13 protein-coding genes and 1 pseudogene are annotated in these 13,598 nt (G+C 63.1%); 9 read left to right on the forward strand and 5 right to left on the reverse strand.

What is annotated here, in order from left to right; translation table 11 throughout:
* Positions 1–286 precede the first annotated feature (286 nt).
* The 8 genes from QX135_RS01050 to QX135_RS01085 all read left to right on the forward strand — a co-directional run bounded on the left by QX135_RS01050 (position 287) and on the right by QX135_RS01085 (position 8,263).
* Complete coding sequence (locus tag QX135_RS01050; RefSeq protein WP_316177755.1) at positions 287–874, forward strand: nodulation protein NolW; 588 nt, start codon at positions 287–289, stop codon at positions 872–874.
* A 61-nt stretch (positions 875–935) separates the two neighbouring features.
* Positions 936–1,148 (forward strand): hypothetical protein, encoded by a 213-nt coding sequence (locus QX135_RS01055; RefSeq protein WP_315715064.1) that lies wholly within the window; start codon positions 936–938, stop codon positions 1,146–1,148.
* Between the two features lie 263 nt (positions 1,149–1,411).
* Complete coding sequence (locus tag QX135_RS01060; RefSeq protein WP_316177757.1) at positions 1,412–1,927, forward strand: hypothetical protein; 516 nt, start codon at positions 1,412–1,414, stop codon at positions 1,925–1,927.
* A 514-nt stretch (positions 1,928–2,441) separates the two neighbouring features.
* Entirely contained in the window at positions 2,442–3,431 is a 990-nt protein-coding gene (locus QX135_RS01065; protein WP_315784308.1) for an FHA domain-containing protein, read from the forward strand.
* Positions 3,432–3,500: 69 nt separating this feature from the next.
* Positions 3,501–5,501, forward strand: a complete 2,001-nt coding sequence (locus QX135_RS01070) for a flagellar biosynthesis protein FlhA (RefSeq protein ID WP_316177759.1) — start codon at positions 3,501–3,503, stop codon at positions 5,499–5,501.
* Positions 5,502–5,577: 76 nt separating this feature from the next.
* On the forward strand, positions 5,578–6,270 hold the full coding sequence (locus QX135_RS01075) for a tetratricopeptide repeat protein (protein ID WP_316177761.1): 693 nt from the start codon (positions 5,578–5,580) through the stop codon (positions 6,268–6,270).
* A 59-nt stretch (positions 6,271–6,329) separates the two neighbouring features.
* Positions 6,330–7,619, forward strand: coding sequence for a type II and III secretion system protein family protein (locus QX135_RS01080; RefSeq protein ID WP_316177763.1), 1,290 nt, complete (start codon positions 6,330–6,332; stop codon positions 7,617–7,619).
* 23 nt (positions 7,620–7,642) lie between these two features.
* Positions 7,643–8,263: a hypothetical protein gene (locus QX135_RS01085; RefSeq protein WP_316177765.1), complete on the forward strand. Its 621-nt coding sequence runs from the start codon at positions 7,643–7,645 to the stop codon at positions 8,261–8,263.
* A 288-nt stretch (positions 8,264–8,551) separates the two neighbouring features.
* Here the strand turns inward: QX135_RS01085 and QX135_RS01090 are convergent.
* Positions 8,552–8,973, reverse strand: a pseudogene (locus tag QX135_RS01090) (tyrosine-type recombinase/integrase); the annotation flags it as partial.
* 216 nt (positions 8,974–9,189) lie between these two features.
* Between QX135_RS01090 and QX135_RS01095 the strand changes: the two are divergent.
* A complete protein-coding gene (locus QX135_RS01095) occupies positions 9,190–9,864 on the forward strand; it encodes a hypothetical protein (RefSeq protein ID WP_316177767.1) in 675 nt (224 codons plus the stop codon).
* 13 nt (positions 9,865–9,877) lie between these two features.
* Here QX135_RS01095 and QX135_RS01100 read toward each other — a convergent pair whose 3' ends face one another.
* The 4 genes from QX135_RS01100 to QX135_RS01115 all read right to left on the reverse strand — a co-directional run bounded on the left by QX135_RS01100 (position 9,878) and on the right by QX135_RS01115 (position 13,365).
* Complete coding sequence (locus QX135_RS01100) at positions 9,878–11,074, reverse strand: acyl-CoA dehydrogenase family protein (RefSeq protein ID WP_316177769.1); 1,197 nt, start codon at positions 11,072–11,074, stop codon at positions 9,878–9,880.
* 105 nt (positions 11,075–11,179) lie between these two features.
* Positions 11,180–12,193, reverse strand: a complete 1,014-nt coding sequence (locus QX135_RS01105; RefSeq protein ID WP_315735457.1) for a formamidase — start codon at positions 12,191–12,193, stop codon at positions 11,180–11,182.
* Positions 12,194–12,326: 133 nt separating this feature from the next.
* A complete protein-coding gene (locus QX135_RS01110) occupies positions 12,327–12,890 on the reverse strand; it encodes a TetR/AcrR family transcriptional regulator (RefSeq protein ID WP_316177771.1) in 564 nt (187 codons plus the stop codon).
* Positions 12,891–12,903: 13 nt separating this feature from the next.
* Entirely contained in the window at positions 12,904–13,365 is a 462-nt protein-coding gene (locus tag QX135_RS01115) for a nuclear transport factor 2 family protein (RefSeq protein ID WP_315756784.1), read from the reverse strand.
* Between the last annotated feature and the right edge of the window lie 233 nt (positions 13,366–13,598).

The raw sequence follows: 13,598 nt of genomic DNA on the forward strand, positions 1-13,598 counted from the left end.
GACTCACAAGGACAGCCGGGTCATGGCTTGCACAACAGATCAGACAGAGTTTTGCACAGCACCCAGCGGGGCAGAGCATAATATTTTCCTAATATATTCTCCGACGCACCCGCGACCGCTGTGATTGAATGAGACGAGCTGATAGCAACAAGTACATGTGAGTCTGCTCGTGGGTACGCGCGATCAACTACACGATTGCCACGATTGTTCCGCGACAAGGTCGCACGAAGGCCACGTTTTCCCATGCGACCATTTGGCATCTCGGGTTCTGGTCCCATTGCGCAGCGTGGCTGCGATCGCGACTGTCTGCCTGACGCTCTCGGCGGCTGCAATCCACACCACGTCCGTAGACGCGGGTGAACCTGCTTGGCCGACCGAGTCCTACAGGTACACCATCGTCGACCAAGACCTTGGCAACGTTCTTCAGGAATTCGGACGGAATACCGGCCTGCGGTTAGAGGTGAGCCCGGACGTACGGGGACGTGTGCGCGGGCCTCTGCCTGAACTCAAGGCCAGAGAATTCATCGAGCATCTATCCCGAAACTACGGACTCGACTGGTATTTCGACGGCTTCCGGATTTATGTCACCAGCAACAAGGAAGCTTCGAGCAGGCTCGTTCAACTCGGTGCCGTGCCGCTCCAGCGTCTCGAAGCCGCACTTCGCGATCTCGCGCTCTCCGACGCGCGATTCTCGCTCAGATCCATCAAGCAGGCCGACATGGCCCTGGTCTCGGGTCCCCCGCAATACATCCAAGCGGTGGAGCGTACGCTCGCAGCACTGCAGCCTCGAGCTGACCAGCCATCGTCAGTCACCGTCTATCGCGGGGAGCACGTCCAAGTGGTCAAGCTCAACGCCCCAGGCGACGTGCCATGAAGCAAATCAACGGGTTCGCAAGTCCTGCCAGATCGACCGGACGGATCAAAGGAGTGTCAGAATGGCCGTAGAAGCATCGAGCATGACGACCGCGACGGCAAGCGCCCCGAGCAGCAGCGAGGCAGTCTCGGCTGAGGATCAAGCAAAGTTCGAGGAGGCGTTTCTCAGCGCAATGCCGCAGGCGGCCGCGTTCATGCTCATGACTGTTGCTCAGGACGGCATTCAGGAGATGGCATCCGTCGGCGACGAGAATAGTGCAACCCCGGATCCGTGACGGAGCATGCCGACCGACGCCTCGTTATGCCCTTTGCTCAGAACAAGACAGATAAGACATCGGATCGCAAACAAGGAGAGAGTTGCATGTCTAGGGTCAGCTCCCACGCATCATCCTCACGTGAAGCTCACACCGGTCACATGATGGGTCCGCACGGACACGCGTCGTCCTGGCCCGGCTTTGCAGGATTTCAGCCCACGCCCGGCGGGTCGTCAGCTCATCCGGCTCATCGCTGTGATGCGGGGGATTGGTGGCAGTCGTCGATGCCGCCCGCTTCGCAGCAGCAAGATCCGCGGACATCTTCCATAGCATCGGATGTTCTTGGATTGGTCGCGGACGCAAAGACACCTGCAGACAAGGCGGCTCTGATCTCGGCGGCCATCAGCATCCTGAGGGGCGGAACGGGCCAGTGCGACGCGCGGAACAACGGCCGCGTTGCCAAGATCCTTGGTGACCTGACCCATCAGATCACGAATTCCACTGGGCCCAGCGATCCCGCCAAAGGTCAGCTGCTCGACGGGATCGCGAAGATCCTGAAGCAACTCGTGTCCGGCCCATCCCATCAACCCGGCGCGAACAGCTCGATACTCAAGACGCTGAATCAGCTCGTCAGCCAAGTCTCAGAGGCAAAGGGCCTTGACCAAGCGACGAAGAACAACATCCTCGACAAGCTTTCCTCGATCATTCTGCAACTCGCGGATTCAAGCTCGGGATCGCCATGCGACCGCTCCGCGGGACACCTCTCGGCCGACAACCATATCACCGACAGAGCTGAGTAAAGCAACGAGGCCTCATTCTCGCAACGCGACGAGGGCGATGAGACCAGGACGTTGAAGGAAGCCGCGAGAGGCGCACCTCGCAAGGTGCGCCTCGGGACGGGATCCAAGCCGCCGCTTCAGCCGAGAGGTGATCAGCGTAGACAACGCTAACGATCACTTCCCGGCTGGAGGGCATTCCCCGACAGCCCAATCCTCAACGCAACACAAACATAGAGAGATAAAGCGATGTCCCACTCAACAGGCTCCGTTTCTTCGACGACGTCATCGAACTCGAGCATCGATAGCGCGATCGCGAAGATGAAGAGTGCCTTCGACGAAGCGATCAAGACGAATGCCGAGATCACGACCAAGAAGACGCACTGGGGATCGATCGAGACGGTCGCGCAGCAGCGCCCGAACGTCGGCTGATCCCGCGATCGCCCTCGGACAGCTACCAACCGCTTACGGCACGGGGCGTTCGTACCGAGCGCTCCGCTGCCAACATGGCTGCTAGGTCCTGATGGAGAGGCAGAGAATGCCGGCATCACCGTCCCCATTCGAACTCACGATCCGATCGGGCCTTCATGCCGGCGTCCGGCAAGAACTCGACGCCGGGACCTATCTGGTGGGTCACTCGATGGACGCCGATGTCGTTCTCATGGATGACTGTCTGGCTCCTTTGCACGCGCGGTTCGCGCTAGAGGCGGACTGTTGCGAAATCGAAGGCACCGCAGATAATGTTCTGCTGAACGGCACCCTGCTCGGTGCCGGAGAAGCACGGATCAGTCGTTATCCGGCCGATGTCGTTCTGAATGGAATTCAGCTGCGCTGCACCCGCAAGCGCAGAACGACCCGCTATACCTTCTTGAGGTATGGACTCGGCACCGCCGCGATCCTGGTCTGTCTAGCCCTGCTTCTGCAGGGATTTCCCGCTGGTGCGGACAAGGTGCCCGGCGATGGCGGCTATGCCACAGCTGAGCGGCTGAGATCCCCGCGCTGCGACTCCGACTGTTCGACGAAATATCCGAGCAGGCACGCGCCCAATTCGCCCGCCCCCACCCTTACCCCCGCATTACTGCCCGGCCAAGACAGAACGGGACGGGCCGGCGCGGAGCCCGGCGCGCCGGTGGCGGATTTGAACGGCGCGGCGGACGCGCTGCGCCAGCGATTGCTGACTGCAGGCCTCACGACCGTCGAGATTGTCAGCGACTCAAACGCCATCACGGCGAGAGGAAACATTGAACCCGCGGCGTTAGGCAAGTGGCGCGACATTGAGCGATGGTTCGACGGCACGTTCGGCATTGCCATCGTGTTGACGAGCCAGGTTGAGGCGAAATCTGTAAAGCGTAGCGCCCCTTTGACCGTTCAGGCGATTTGGGCCGGAAATGGGCCGTATGTCATTGATGGACGCGGTCAGAAACTGTTCGCAGGCGCCGTTATCAGCGAAGGGTGGATCGTCGATCGAATCGAACAAGACCGGGTCGTATTGCGTCGCGGCGCAGACCTGCTCGCCGTGAGCTTGTAAGACCATGCCGCTCTGCGTTTCGATCAATGTGACGAAGGTTTCGATCCCGCTTGGATGGAACCGCGGACTATGACGGCCATTGTCGAGAGCTTGACCCGCTGGTCGAACGACAAGCGCGAGCTTCTCGTCGTCATCCTGATCGTCACCACGATCATGGCGATGATCCTGCCGATTCCGACTGTGCTCGTCGACGTCATGGTGTCCGTCAACATCGGCGCGTCGATTCTGCTGCTGATGGTGGCGTTCTACTTGAACGCCGCGGTCGAGTTCTCCGCACTTCCGGCAATCATTCTCATATCCACGGTGTTCCGGCTCTCGATTTCCATCACCATTACGCGCCTAGTGCTCAGCCAGGCCGATGCCGGATCCATCGTTCAGACCTTTGGCGAGTTCGTCGTTTCCAGCAATGTCGTGGTTGGGCTCGTGGTGTTCCTGATCATCACGATCGTCCAGTTCGTCGTCATCACCAAAGGATCTGAACGGGTCGCCGAAGTTGCCGCCCGATTCACGCTCGATGCGCTGCCAGGCAAGCAGATGAGCATCGATGCCGACCTTCGCAACGGTGACATCAACCAGGCCGAGGCCCGGCGCCGCCGACGCCGGCTGGAGCGCGAGAGCCAGCTCTACGGAGCGATGGACGGTGCCATGAAGTTCGTCAAAGGTGATGCGATCGCCGGTCTCATCATCATCGCCGTCAACCTCGTTGGCGGCATCGTTGTCGGCACCGTGCAGCATAGGCTGCGTATCAGCGAAGCGATCCAGCTCTACTCGTTGTTGACGATCGGCGACGGCCTGGTCTCCCAAGTCCCGGCGCTGTTCGTGTCGATGGCGGCGGGAACGGTCGTGACCCGGGTTGCGACAGAAGCGCCGAGCAATCTTGGTTACGAGATCATGGAGCAGATCACGTCGCAGCCGCAATCCCTGCAACTGGCCGGTCTCATGATGCTCGGGCTGGCGTTCGTACCGGGTTTTCCGGCGCCGATTTTCCTTTTTATGGCCACCGTGTTCGGCGGCTCCGGCGTTGCGATGCTCTTGGCTCGGCGGCGCGCACAACGAACCTCCGGCACGGCGCAACGGTCCGACCCGTCAGAGCCCGCGAGAAGTTCGCGGATCGCTATCCCGGCGGCCAGGTCTGCACCGATCATGATCCTCGCGGAAGCCGCCTTGTGCGATGAACTGCGGGGAGCCGGTATTCATGATCGGATCAGGCGGACACGACAGGACGTGGCAGACTGGCTCGGATGCGCCTGTCCAGGGGCGGCAGTCGACGAAAGCAGCGACCTGGCGCCCGGTCATTTCAGGATCGAGCTGCATGGCGTGCCTCTTCTGCTCTCGTCCGGTGAACTGGATCAGCCGGCAGCCCGAACGGCGGGGGGACCGGCCATCTCCGCAGTCGATGCCGAGCTGCAGCGCGTTCTTGTCCGCTATGCGCCAGAGTTCCTCGGCATACAGGAGACCAAGCGCCTGCTCAACCAGTTAGAGGCTGACTACGCCGACTTGGTGCGCGAGGCCTTGCGTGTGGTCCCTACACAGCGCATCACCGATGTCCTTCGCCGGCTGCTCGACGAGCGGGTCTCCATCCGCAATCTGCGGCTGATTCTTGAGACGCTGGCCGAGTGGGGAATGCGGGAGCAGAGCAGCGTCATGCTGGTCGAGCACGTGCGGCTGGCGCTGCGCCGGCAGATCTGCTTCGAAAGCTCAGGCTTTGATCGGACCTTGCGCTGCTTCGTGCTTGATCGACAGACAGAGGAAGCGATCCGAACGGCCGTGCACGCCCTCGATGAAAACGCTCAGACGTCTCTCGATCCTGCCGTCAGCACGCGCCTGCTTGATGCGTTGACCCGGCAGCTTGCCGACGTCGATCACCTTGCCGCATCGCCGAGTATTGTACTGGCCTCCGCCGACCTGCGCCGGGTGGTCTGGACACTGCTTGCGCCGTCCGGTCTCAATGTGGTCGTGCTCTCCTATCAGGAAATCTCAAAGGACTTTCGGGTCGAGCCGATCGCCGTCCTTGGATTGGATGAATCACGCGAGCAGACTGAACCTTCCCCGATCCCGGCGATGCAATGAACCAGTCAACCCGCGACGACACCTGCGAGGTTTCGAGACCTGAACTATAAGACAGTGCAATATCCGTAGGAAGTACATGCGTAGCTCTGAAGGCCGGGAAACCGCGTTCAACAACCATCTGAAACCAAGTGCCGGTGTTTGCAGGCGAATGGCGCTGGCTGGCAGCATCGCCGGTCTGCTCTGCGCCTGTTCGTCGCTGAGCCCAGACATTGGCGGACCGGTGCCGACGCCCGCGACCGCACGCGCCTCGGTCGAGGGTCGCAATCTCCCGGCCTCCACGGCAGCCGCAGAAGCTCCCGCCAACCAAGTCGCCGGGATGGAAGACAAGGACAATCGAATCAGAAAAGCGCGAAGCGAGCTCGCCAGACATCAGGCCGAGCCCGCCCTGGCAATCTTTACCAGCGTGCTCGCCTCGGACCCCGAGAACATTCCGGCGCTCAACGGCCTCGGAGTGGCTCTCGACATGCTCGGCCGCCATGACGAAGCTCAGACAGCCTATCGTCAGGTGCTCGCAATCGCTCCCGCCGACATGATCGCAAGCAACAATCTGGGCCTGTCGCTTACCTTGACGGGCCGGTACGCCGACGCGATGACGGTTCTGCGGCCGATCGCGCTCGGTGAGAGCGCCTCGCCTCGTGCACGCCAGAACCTCGTGATCGCTATGGCGCTGAGCGGAGATCGCGATGGCGCCGCCAAGCTTGCGCGGGTCGACCTTCGGGAAGAGGACGTGAGGCTCAATCTCGAGATGCTCTCGGCGATGCGGCGCTGACGATGGGACCGTTTCGAATTTCGCCATCCGCCTGGCTGACCTCGATCGTGGTGATCCTTATGATGCTGGTTCATTGCGCGCCGGCATCATCCAACGCGCGGCAACAGGTGCGGATCTACGCGTCTCAGGGCGAGATGCTGACCTTGCCCCGTCCGGCTTCCAAGGTCTTCGTCGCCGAGCCGGCTGTTGCGGACGTCCAGGTCGCGGCCGCCAACCGCGTCTTCGTTTTCGGCAAAAAGCCCGGCCATACGACGCTCTTCGCGCTCGACGATTCCGGCGCGACCGTCGCGACGTTCCGGATTGCGATTGCCTATGACGAGAGTGATCTACGGCAGCTGCTGCGAGCTCAATTCGCAGACCTCGACGTCAGGCTGTCGCGGACGCCGCGCGGCGCGGTGCTGAGCGGGCTGGTGCCCAACGCCGACATCGCCGAGAAGGTTCGCTCCACCTGCGCGCAGTTCCTCGGCGAGGACGAGGTGCTGCTCAATCAGTTGAAGATCGGCGGGAGCACGCAGGTGAACCTGCGGGTCCGTATTGCCGAAGTCTCGCGCAACGCGGTGAAGCAACTCGGCGTCAACTGGGAGGCCGCAGGCTCGGCCGGTGGCTTCAGCTTTGGGCTCTCGTCGGCCGCCTCAGGGAGGATCAATACGCCGGCAAATGGCAGCTACAGCGTGACTGCCATCGTGGATGCGCTCGCTCAGGAGGGACTGGTTTCAATCCTGGCAGAACCGACGCTCACCGCTGTTTCGGGTCAGAAGGCGAACTTCCTGGCAGGCGGCGAATTTCCGATCCCCGTCGCCCAAGGGCTGGACCGCATCTCGATCGACTTTCGTCGCTACGGCGTGGGACTGGAGTTCACACCGACGGTGCTCTCCGATCGTCTGGTCAACCTGCAGGTCAAGCCCGAGGTCAGCGAGCTCTCGAACGAAGGCGCCCTGATCATGAACGGCGCCCGCGTCCCGAGCCTGATTACCCGGCGGGCGGAGACCACAGTCGAGCTCGGCAGCGGGGAGAGCTTCGTAATCGCCGGACTACTGCAGAACAAGTTCAACACCGGCCTGGACATGTTGCCGGGGCTGGGCGACCTGCCGGTACTGGGGGCTCTGTTCAGGTCGACACAGTTCCGGAAGAACGAATCCGAACTAATCATCATCGTCACGCCGACAATCGTTCGCCCGATCAGCGAATCGGCACGCATACCGGTCCCGACCGACTTCGTCGGGCCGCCTTCCGAGCTTGAGCGCATCATATTCGGCCGTCTTGGAACGACCCGCCCCGGGGCAGGCCCGATCGAGGTGCCGGTGCCGGGCCGGAGATTGCGTGGCGATGCCGGCTTCCTGATCGAATGACGGTCCTCCAAGGAGCGATAAACATGGCACCGATCAGAAGCGGCCTCGCCATCGCCCTCGCGGTGCTGGCTGCAGGCTGCGCTGTGGACCGGACGGCACCGCCACCGCAGCTCGCAGGTGAGACCGTTCATTACGTCTACGATGTACCTGCAGGACGCTGTTCTACGGCGAGTTCCGGCGTCGAACACTTCGTGGCCGCGACGGCGAATGGCCGCCCTGAAAGCGTCCGTGCCTGGATCGAAGGACCGCCGGGGCCATGCACGGCGGCGATCGAGCATTCCATCATCCGAGCCGGCGTGGATCGCTCCCACGTCAGGCACGACGTTGCCTCGGCAATGCACCACGCGACGCGTGTTCACATCGATCGCCTTCTCATCAGCTCCGTTCGCTGCCATCTGTCGGATGGCTTCAATCGCGGTATCTTCGCCGACAATGCTGCCGATCCGGCCCTCGGCTGCAGCACGGCTGCGGCCTTTGGCGGCATGGTTGCGGATCCGGAGGATCTTCAAGCCGGAAAAGGACGCAACCGCGCGGAAGGGGAACCGGCCACCCGCGCGGTCTCGAATTTGCGCGGGGAGCAACCAACCCGTGCCGAACCAACCGGCGAGGACCACCCGCAGACCACGGCTCATCCCGCGCAATGATTGTTCAAGCCGGAGAGCTCAGCCGTCGCCATTCCGACCTGAGAGACCTCAGCGTCGCACGTTGCTCAAGGATAAAGCGGAGGAGATGGTGCCGTTGATCAGCAGATTTCTTGATCGCAAGCCCTCGGAGAGCTCAAATATTTTCCTGCGAAAGAGGTCGGGGGCGAAGTATCCAGAGCAGGTACGCCTCCGACTTCCACGTGAAGACGCGGTCGGGTTCGAGGCAGCGGATCTCGACGTCGCAGCGTCTCGGCGTGCTGGCTCAGCTACCAAGTTGTACGTGTTGGATTACGCGGCTAAGTCGCTATCTCCCTCGGTCTCTTCGAGTTCACCGCACGAAGAAGCCCTCTGTAGGAAGCGGACGAGAGCGGCTTTCGAGAACTTCGGTCCAAAGCACGCGCCGTTTGGTTAAAATCCGTTCCGTCAAGGAGGCCTTGAATGTAGCCAGAGATTGTGTCTGCCGCGATGGTGAGCGCCGTATCAAGCATATGGATGTACTTGCTGGTCACCGAACCTTTGGCATGCCCCACGAGCGCAGCGATGGTTACCTCGGTAAAGCCGAGGTCGTTGGCGATACTCGCGAAGCTATGACGTAGAACGTGCGGGGTGATGTCCCATAGCGGGGAGTGTTCAAAGATGGGCTTCCATCGATTTGGGAAGCTGCCGAACGCATTGTCATCGCCTTGCCCCGGGAGCACGTATGTGCAGGAAGTATCTTTTCACTGGCGCGAGCATTCTGATCGTCGCGTGCCACCATCGCAGCAGCCCTAGGGCGGCATGAAGATGTGCCGCGTCGAACCATCTCGATCTTCACGGCCTGGAGCAGCGGCGATGGCGCAACGTTGCGCTCAGAACCATAGCGCAGACTCCAGTACGCGCGGCGAGAGGTTGATCGGCGCGCCGCAGTCCTGCAAGAAAGCGACACGATGACGAATTCGCCCTTGATCCTGCCGGACGCTGCCGAGGGACGCTGGCTCCTGGTCGTGGTCGGTCGTCTCGATGGAACGTCGCTGCCCCCCAAAGGACTCTTTTGCGAGCCTGTCCGCGGCTACATCGACGACATCGGCTTTTGCAGCGTCCTGGATCGGGCTTTGACGCAGCGACCGCCGCGCTACGACATCGTCCCTTACGATCACATGTGTTCGGACCGCTCCTTCTTTTTTCGGCCGGACGAGAGCGGCAGCTCACTGGGCAGCGTCGAGGTGAAGGAGGCACTGGTCTACGATCAGTACATGCGAGGCGACATCGACTTCACGGGCTTCAGGGTGACCATCTCGCTACGAGAGCAGGCCTACCAAGCCTATCTGAGTCATGTCGGCTTGATGCGGCAACCTGAGCTGCGCGATCGCGAGTCCTGGGATGGCCGCCTTCTCTTCCGCATCCCCTCGCGTCCTTTCGCGTTTCCCATGCCGCGCGGAAACTCCGATCCGTGGACGTTCGGAAAACGGGTGGTCGACCCATTGCAGGTGATCGCTCGCTTCGCCTTCGACGAGATCGAAATCCAACTGCTGCGTGACGACCGAGGCCGCCGCGTGACCATGGGCGAGGCTGCGTGCGACGGAGATCCCGGCTGGCAGGCGCCCTTGCGTCTGCGGGCCTGACGCGCAGCGCGCCTCAGCCGCGCACCACGCCGGCCCGCGCCTTCAGGAACTCGCGCGCGACGATCAGCTTCTGCACTTCGGTCGCGCCTTCGTAGATGCGCAGCGCGCGGATCTCGCGGTAGAGGCTCTCCACGATCTCGCCCTTGCGGACGCCGCGGCCGCCGAACATCTGCAAGGCGCGGTCGATGACGCGCTGGGCGGTCTCGGTGGCGGCGAGCTTGGCCATCGCCGCCTCGCGCGTGGTCGGCAGCTTCTGCACGTCGCGGCGCCAGGCCGCGCGGTAGGTCAGCAGCGCCGCGGCATCGGTCTCGGTCGCCATGTCGCCGAATGCGGCCTGCGTCATCTGCAGGTCGGCCAGCGCGCCGCCGAAGATCTGCCGGCTCGAGGCATGCGCCTGCGCCTCGTCGAGGGCGCGGCGACCGAAGCCGAGGGCCGCAGCCGCCACCGAGGCACGGAAGATGTCGAGCGTCTGCATCGCCAGCTTGAAGCCGCCGCCGGGCGCGCCGAGCCGGCGGCTGGCCGGGATGCGGCAATTCTGCAGGCGGAGCGTCGCCAGGGGATGCGGTGCGATCACCTCGATGCGCTCGGCGACGGAGAAACCGGGATCATCTGGAAACACGACGAAGGCGGAGATGCCGCGCGCGCCCGGCGCCTCGGCGGTGCGGGCGAACAGCGTGTAGACGTCGGCGATCCCGCCATTGGAGATCCAGGTTTTCTCGCCATCGAGCACGTAAGTATCGCCGTCCAGCCGCGCCGCGCAGGCCATCGCGGCGACGTCGGAGCCCGCCTCCTTCTCGGACAGCGCGAAGGCCGCGAGCCATTCGCCGGAGCGCACCTTGGGCAGCACGCTGGCACGCAGCTCCGGCGAGCCGCCGAGCGCGATCGCGCCGGAGCCGAGGCCCTGCATGGCGAAGGCGAAATCGGCGAGGCCGTCGGCATAAGCGAGGGTTTCGCGCGACAGGCAGATCGCGCGCGAGTCGATCGCGCCGGCATCCGCATCGGGCGCCACGACGGCGCTGTCGAGCAAGCCTGCGGCACCAAGCGCGCGCACGATCTTGCGGCAGGCGGTGTCGACGTCGCCGTGATCGACGTCGTCGAGGACGCCGGAGCCGACGAAGCGGTCGAGCTGGTCGCAAAGGGCGCGGTGACGCGGCTCGAAGAACGGCCAGTCGAGCCAGTCGCGGGGGATCACCTTCGCCGATGCACTCATGATGGACCTGTCCGCCAGATTATTTTAAGTATAAAATAATTGGCAATCGATCGGCTTGTCAAGGTTCCGGCAGCGTCATCCGCGACCCGCCGCGTCCGGTGCGCTTCACTCCGCCGCCTTGCCGAGCTTGCCGAACACGCGCGTCGGCGCCGGGAAGCCGCAGGACGTGCCGTCGGTGATCTTGACCTGATCCTCCCACGGCAATCGATAGGTGCCGGCGACCATGTCGTGCATGAAGGTGTAAGGGCAGTCCATCGCGCCGCCTTTCACCGCGACATAGCCGCGGTGCCAGAGCTGATAGATGTTGTTCTCGACGCCCCAGTTGATGCGGGCCTCGCGCACGAGATCGGGGCGCACCTCGGCGGTGATGATCTCGTCGGGCCGCCCCGTCGTGCCGTGCGCGAGAATGCTGCCGTCGAAATTGACGATCATGCCCTCGCCCATGGAATCGAACGAGCCATCGGAGCCGCACATGCAGACATTGGCGGTGACCATCAGGTTCTGGAACGCGTTGGCCTGGTTGGTGAAGCGCCAGCTGTCGCGGATCGGCGCGGTGTAGCCGGCGGTGCGGATCATGATCTCGGCGCCCTTGTAGGCGCATTCCCGCGCCATCTCCGGGAACATGCCGTCATGGCAGATGATGAGTGCGATCTTGGCGCCACGCGGTCCCTCGATCACGGGGATGCCGAGATCGCCGGGCTCCCATGGCTCGACCGGAATCCACGGATGGAGCTTGCGGTAATACAGCTTGATGTCGCCGTGGTCGTCGATGATCAGACCCGAATTGTAGGGGTTGCCGTCGGGGTTGTGCTCCATGATGGAGAAGCAGCCCCAGATCCTGTTGTCGATGCAGGCCTGCCTGAAGGCTGCGACCTCAGGCCCGTCGCGCCGGCACATGATCTCCGGATTGGTGTCCATCGACAGGCCGTGCAGCGAGTACTCGGGGAAGACGACGAGATCCATGGTGCCGAGATTGCGCCGGGCCTTGCCGACCATCCAGACGATCTTCTCGGTCTGCCGCGCGAGGTCCTCTTTGGTCGCGACCACGGGAAGCTGAAGCTGCACCAGCCCGATGACCACGCCGTTGTCGGATTTGTTGAGACCACCTAAGCCGTTCATGCCGGACCTCCCAGAATGTCGCCGCTGCGCGAGACGTTGCCCAAGACAACCACGATTTCACGAGAGTCGCGCGCCGATATTTCAGCCCGCCATTTGCCGCTTGCGGAGGCAGACGCCGCCGGCGTTTCGGGAGTCAGATGACAGATGATCGTTGCAGGCGCGCTTGGAACCGCGTCAGCGCGCGGCCGAAAACGGCCGCATCACCGGTCGCGCGCGCCAGCACCAGTGCGCCCTGGATGCCGAGCACCACCTCCTCGGCGCTATCGGCGGCCCGCGCCGCCGGCCAGCCGCCGCGGACCAGCGCCTCGCGCAAGGCCTCGATCCAGCGCGTGAAGTAGCTGGCGATGGCGGCCGCGAAACGATCCCGCGTCTCGTCGAGCGCAAACGCCCCGACGAGGCAGACGCGGCGGCCGGAGCGGAAATAGCCGTCGACGCCGCGCCACATCCGCGGGATCGACTGCTCCGGCGGATCATCGCGCAGCGGCGCATAGATCTCGCGCTCGAACCAGGCGTCGACATGCGCCAGCACCGCGCGCCCCATCTCGTCCTTCCCGCCTGGAAAGAAGTGATAGAGGCTGCCTTTGCCCAGTCCCGTCGTCTCGGTGATCCGGCTGAGCGAGGTGCCCTCGAAGCCGAACTCGCGGAACACCTCGGCGATCAGCGGGATGACGTCAGCGCGCTCGTTGAGCGTCCGCATGGCTCTGCCTGCTTCAAAGTCCCAATTCGGTCAGGCCGGGATGATCGTCCGGCCGGCGCCCGAGAGGCCAGTGGAATTTGCGATCGTCCGCCTTGATCGGCAGGTCATTGATGCAGGCGTAGCGGCGCTGCATCAGCCCCTGCGCATCGAACTCCCAGTTCTCATTGCCATAGGAGCGAAACCAGTTGCCGCTGTCGTCGTGCCACTCATAGGCGAAGCGCACCGCGATCCGGTCGTCGCTGTGGGCCCAGATCTCCTTGATCAGGCGGTAGTCGAGCTCCTTGGCCCATTTGCGGGTGAGGAAGGCGACGATCTCGGCACGGCCGGTGATGAACTCGGCGCGATTCCGCCACCGGCTGTCGGGCGTGTAGACCAGCGACACGCGCTCGGGGTCGCGGCTGTTCCAGCCATCCTCGGCCATGCGCACCTTCTGGGTCGCGGTCTGCAGCGTAAACGGCGGGGCGAGAGTGCTCACGGGACATCTCCTTGTGTACCAACTCGCATACTCTGTACCGATTGGTACAGATCGTCAAGCCGCTTATATCGAACGGAGCGCCCGACACAAGCTCGGCCGTACGCAATCCGCGTCAACGCGCGAAGCCTATGCCTGCGGTGCCCCTCTACCGAATGCGCGCGCCGCGACAGTCAGAACCCTTGTGTGCTCAGCGGAAATTCGATGTTCTGCTAAGGGAACCGACCGCGCCGCGG

The organism is Bradyrhizobium sp. SZCCHNR1098, from assembly GCF_032489375.1.
Lineage (GTDB): Bacteria > Pseudomonadota > Alphaproteobacteria > Rhizobiales > Xanthobacteraceae > Bradyrhizobium.

Excerpts from the sequence above, each read along its gene's own strand:
- QX135_RS01085 (WP_316177765.1), top strand. The coding sequence starts at position 7,643 with ATGGCACCGATCAGAAGCGGCCTCGCCATCGCCCTCGCGGTGCTGGCT.
- QX135_RS01110 (WP_316177771.1), bottom strand. The coding sequence starts at position 12,890 with ATGCGGACGCTCAACGAGCGCGCTGACGTCATCCCGCTGATCGCCGAG.
- QX135_RS01075 (WP_316177761.1), top strand. The coding sequence starts at position 5,578 with ATGCGTAGCTCTGAAGGCCGGGAAACCGCGTTCAACAACCATCTGAAA.
- QX135_RS01060 (WP_316177757.1), top strand. The coding sequence starts at position 1,412 with ATGCCGCCCGCTTCGCAGCAGCAAGATCCGCGGACATCTTCCATAGCA.
- QX135_RS01070 (WP_316177759.1), top strand. The coding sequence starts at position 3,501 with ATGACGGCCATTGTCGAGAGCTTGACCCGCTGGTCGAACGACAAGCGC.
- QX135_RS01105 (WP_315735457.1), bottom strand. The coding sequence starts at position 12,193 with ATGAACGGCTTAGGTGGTCTCAACAAATCCGACAACGGCGTGGTCATC.
- QX135_RS01080 (WP_316177763.1), top strand. The coding sequence starts at position 6,330 with ATGATGCTGGTTCATTGCGCGCCGGCATCATCCAACGCGCGGCAACAG.
- QX135_RS01100 (WP_316177769.1), bottom strand. The coding sequence starts at position 11,074 with ATGAGTGCATCGGCGAAGGTGATCCCCCGCGACTGGCTCGACTGGCCG.
- QX135_RS01065 (WP_315784308.1), top strand. The coding sequence starts at position 2,442 with ATGCCGGCATCACCGTCCCCATTCGAACTCACGATCCGATCGGGCCTT.
- QX135_RS01055 (WP_315715064.1), top strand. The coding sequence starts at position 936 with ATGGCCGTAGAAGCATCGAGCATGACGACCGCGACGGCAAGCGCCCCG.
- QX135_RS01095 (WP_316177767.1), top strand. The coding sequence starts at position 9,190 with ATGACGAATTCGCCCTTGATCCTGCCGGACGCTGCCGAGGGACGCTGG.